Origin of the sequence: Paenibacillus gorillae, from assembly GCF_000513275.1 — a bacterium.
Taxonomy (GTDB): Bacteria; Bacillota; Bacilli; order Paenibacillales; family Paenibacillaceae; genus Pristimantibacillus; species Pristimantibacillus gorillae.
Window position 1 is genome coordinate 1 of the sequence record NZ_CBVJ010000142.1, and the last position, 3,971, is coordinate 3,971.

Annotated in this window: 3 protein-coding genes, 5 tRNA genes and 1 pseudogene; 1 reads left to right on the forward strand and 8 read right to left on the reverse strand. The window is 49.0% G+C overall.

Annotation, left to right across the window (positions count from 1 at the left end):
- Together TY10_RS26930 and TY10_RS26935 are read right to left on the reverse strand one after the other, a co-directional pair.
- Nucleotides 1-283 (reverse strand): annotated as a pseudogene (locus tag TY10_RS26930) (hypothetical protein); the annotation flags it as partial.
- A 155-nt stretch (nucleotides 284-438) separates the two neighbouring features.
- Nucleotides 439-1,674 carry an aminopeptidase gene (locus tag TY10_RS26935; RefSeq protein WP_042170890.1) on the reverse strand — a complete coding sequence of 412 codons (1,236 nt, stop codon included), beginning with the start codon at nucleotides 1,672-1,674 and terminating at the stop codon, nucleotides 439-441.
- Nucleotides 1,675-1,851: 177 nt separating this feature from the next.
- On the opposite strand from TY10_RS26935, the gene TY10_RS26940 reads away from it, so the two are divergent.
- Entirely contained in the window at nucleotides 1,852-2,340 is a 489-nt protein-coding gene (locus TY10_RS26940; protein ID WP_042170892.1) for an SEC-C metal-binding domain-containing protein, read from the forward strand.
- Nucleotides 2,341-2,411: 71 nt separating this feature from the next.
- On the opposite strand, the gene TY10_RS26945 is transcribed toward TY10_RS26940, so the two are convergent.
- From TY10_RS26945 to TY10_RS26970, 6 genes are all read right to left on the reverse strand, one after another.
- On the reverse strand, nucleotides 2,412-3,398 hold the full coding sequence (locus TY10_RS26945) for a Gfo/Idh/MocA family protein (protein WP_042170895.1): 987 nt from the start codon (nucleotides 3,396-3,398) through the stop codon (nucleotides 2,412-2,414).
- A gap of 117 nt (nucleotides 3,399-3,515) precedes the next feature.
- Nucleotides 3,516-3,592: transfer RNA gene (locus TY10_RS26950), tRNA-Pro, on the reverse strand.
- Between the two features lie 15 nt (nucleotides 3,593-3,607).
- Nucleotides 3,608-3,684 (reverse strand) — tRNA-Arg (locus TY10_RS26955).
- Between the two features lie 10 nt (nucleotides 3,685-3,694).
- Nucleotides 3,695-3,769, reverse strand: a tRNA-Gly gene (locus TY10_RS26960).
- A gap of 3 nt (nucleotides 3,770-3,772) precedes the next feature.
- Nucleotides 3,773-3,859 (reverse strand) — tRNA-Leu (locus TY10_RS26965).
- Between the two features lie 21 nt (nucleotides 3,860-3,880).
- A tRNA-Thr gene (locus TY10_RS26970) sits at nucleotides 3,881-3,956 on the reverse strand.
- Nucleotides 3,957-3,971: the final 15 nt, after the last annotated feature.

Sequence of the window (3,971 nt, forward strand, 5' to 3'; positions counted from 1 at the left end):
AGTAGGTATCGGCTGCTTTCTGAAACTGATTGTCTAACTGGTACGCCTCAGCCAGCTTCCTCAAGTAACCCGCCTGCTCGGATTGGGCAACTGCCAGCTCCAGCTCCTTGATCGCCAGCTTCGTCTTGCCTTGTTTCAAATAGTTAACGCCGTTCGTATAATGCTTCCAATGATGAACGGAATCGGCGCTGGCCTTCGGCGTCAGCGGCTGCATGACCGCAAAGAGCAAGGCGATTATTAGCATGAGCCTCAGACCCGGAAAGCCGCGTTTTACTGCTATCATGTCGTTATCCTCCTGTGTCGTATTCGATTCGTATAAATTGATTCACTTATATTACCATGGCATGACCCAAGTAGTTTCGTTTTTATGCAAAAAAAAAGCCTGGCAGGTCATCATCGGCCTGCCAGGCTCTCCTTTCTTCATATCTAACAGAGGAACTAAATCGCCCAGTTCCCATTGCGGAAGACTGGCACGACTGTACCGTCTTCCTGAATGCCGTCGATATCCATCTCCTCGGAGCCGATCATGAAATCGACATGCGTGATGCTCGAGTTTACGCCGTTTGCCTCAAGCTCTTCAGGTGACATCGTTTTGCCTCCGTCGATATTGAACGCATAGCCGCTGCCGATTGCCAGATGGTTGGAAGCATTCTCGTCAAACAGCGTGTTGTAGAACAAAATATTAGACTGGGAAATCGGAGAATGATGAGGTACAAGCGCTACCTCGCCCAAATAATGCGAGCCCTCGTCCGTATCAACCAGCTGCTGCAAAATCTCCTGTCCTTCCTCCGCCTCTGCCTTTACAATTCTTCCTTGCTCGAAGGTAAGCTTGAAGCGGTCAATAATGTTGCCTCCGTAGCTAAGCGGCTTCGTGCTCGATACGTAGCCGTTAACGCCTGTCTTAACGGGAACAGTGAATACCTCTTCAGTTGGCATATTGGCCATGAACGGTACGTTGTTAGCGTTGATGCTGCCTGCGGCAACCCACAGATGCTTGTCGCCCAGCTCAATTGTCAGATCGGTTCCTGGAGCCGTGTAATGCAGCTTTTTGAAATGACGGCTGTTGAGCGCTTCTCCTTTTGTATGCAGCGTTTCATTATGCTTCTCCCATGCCGCTACCGGATCCTCCGAATGCAGCCTTACCGCATCAAAGATGGCATTCCACAGCAGCTCCACTGCCTCCTCTCCAGAAGCGTCAGGAAATACTTTCGCTGCCCATTCTTTGCCCGCAGCAGCCACCACCGTCCAGCTCACCTTATCGGCTTGCATAGCACGGCGGAAATCCTTCAGTCCTTGTCCAGCAGCCTTCTGGAAGCTCGCTATCCGCTTGGAGTCAATTCCTTTCAACAGATCGGGACTAGCCGATACGATCGAGATGAAGACCGCTCCGCGCTCTACGAATGAATTCCGTTTAGCCGTCTCCCACTCCGGATATTGCGTAAACACTTCATCAGCCGCCTTTTCATATTTCAAACGGGATAATGTGTCGTCCGTCCATTCGATATGTACATTCCCTGCACCGGCGTCATAAGCTTTTGCTGCAACCAGACGGATGAGATCAGCCATCTCCACTGCTCCTGTAATAAAGACCTCTTGTCCTTGCTGTACATTAGCGCCTGTACGAATAATCAGCTCCGCGTATTTAGGCAGATGGGCTGTATAAGATTGTGTCATTTGTCATTACTCCTTGAGGTTTATAGTTTTGAAATAAGCTTACGCTTGCAGGCTCTCTGTCATTCCTATTCTGTCCAATATCCGCCCGTTTCCCATATGCAGCTCATTTTGTGGTATGATAGACAAATGTGCTTTTATGCAAAAAGACCAACGTTAGAAGGAGCTACGAATTTTATTATGTCTAAACTAGGTAGAAACGAGCCATGTCACTGTGGCAGCGGAATCAAGTACAAAAAGTGCTGCATGGCAAAAGACGAGCAAACCGCTCGCGACAATCGTCAGCAAGCAGCAGCAAACGGTACGCGTTCCGTCCAACAGTCGGATTTGGCTGGCTTTATCAACTCGCAGCTGACCTGGAGCAATCCTCAATACGCAGAGCTGGCTCTGCAGTTATCCGAAAATATGCAAGCGGAATATACGCCTGATCAAACCGTCATGACGATTATGGTCTGGCATACGTATTCGACCGCTACATCCCCAAGCTTCCGGAAAATGGGCGTATTCTGCGCCGCACTTGAGTTCATGGCCAGCGAAGTTCACGGCTTGAACAAAAACCGCAATGAGCTTGCTGAGAAGTATGAAGTATCGGCAGCGACGGTACAGAAACGATTCCAGGAAATTTCCGCATTCATGATGGAGCAAGCGGAACAAACACAATCCGCTTAACAATAATAAGGTTGCAGATAAGCAGACGGCTACTGCTGTCCATTATGGACAGCAAAGCCGCCTGTTTTTTACTAGGATTGATCCGCTGGGAAAACAAGACCGATCTGTCTGCGCGCCTCATCCATAATCTCCATAACGGTCAGCGAGTTTGCATAGGAGTTCACTGGCGACTCTGTCTGGCCGGCATGAATGAGATCAGCAAAGGCTTGGATCTCATAGACCATCGTATTACTCACTTGCGGCCTGCTTACATCCTCTTCACTTCCATCTCGGTACTGCAAGCGTACGCTGGATGGCTGACTAATCCGTTCGATGATGATATTGCCGCCCTCACCCTGTATTTCAGCAGGCAGGTTTGAGCTGGATATTTTGGAATGCTGCAATACAGCCTCCATCTCTCCATAGCTCAGAATTAAGCTGCCTTTGCCGTCCACGCCCGATTCAAGCATAACTGCGCTAGCCTGAATGCGGTCCGGCTTGCCAAACAGAACAACGAGCGGATAAATGCAGTATGTGCCGATATCCATCAGCGAGCCATTGGAGAACTCCGGTAGAAATGCATTCATAACGACGCCTTCTTTATAAGCATCATATCGGGATGAATACTGGCAGAAGGACGCGTAGTAGTGGCGTACTTTCCCGATCCTTTGCAGATTTTGCTGGATCGCTTCAAAGTTTGGCACCAGTGTCGACTTCATCGCTTCCATCAGCAGTACCTGATGCTGCTTAGCTGTCTCAATCATCTGGCGAAGTTCTTTCGTATTGGAAGCAATCGGCTTCTCGCACAGTACATGCTTGCCTGCTTTCATAAAGGTAATCGCATACTGAGCATGAAGTGAATTGGGACTTGCAATGTAGATAGCGTCAATCAGGTCGCTGCTCGCCATCTCTTCGATATCGGTGAACGTATTCGCAATGCCATGCTTATCCGCATAAGCTTGGGCCTTATCCGCTGTCCGGGAGTAGATAGCCGTAATTTCAACCTGATTCGCTTGACCTGCTGCATCTACGAATGATTCTGTAATAAAATTGGAACCGATTATACCAAAACGTACCATATGCAAGTTCCTCACATTCTGTATGTAGTCTCCACTATATTTTAACACATTCTGATAATCAAAAAAGCCTGCATTGCGTCATTTATACGCAAGTGCAGACTGTGATAATCGATTAAATGGTCGGGATGACACGATTTGAACATGCGACCCCCTGGTCCCAAACCAGGTGCTCTACCAAGCTGAGCTACATCCCGTCTTTCAAAAAAAAATGGCGCGGCCTAAGAGATTCGAACTCCTGACCTTTTGATTCGTAGTCAAACGCTCTATCCAGCTGAGCTAAGGCCGCAAAAAAAAAATGGAGCGGAAGACGGGAATCGAACCCGCGACCCTCGCCTTGGCAAGGCGATGCTCTACCGCTGAGCCACTTCCGCATTTGGTGCGGTCGAGAGGACTCGAACCTCCACGGCTGTTACACCACTAGAACCTGAATCTAGCGCGTCTGCCAATTCCGCCACGACCGCATGCCTATTTGTTTGTAAAGATGGTGCCGGCGATAGGAGTCGAACCCACGACCTACTGATTACAAGTCAGTTGCTCTACCAACTGAGCTACACCGGCAAGTGAATATGTTGT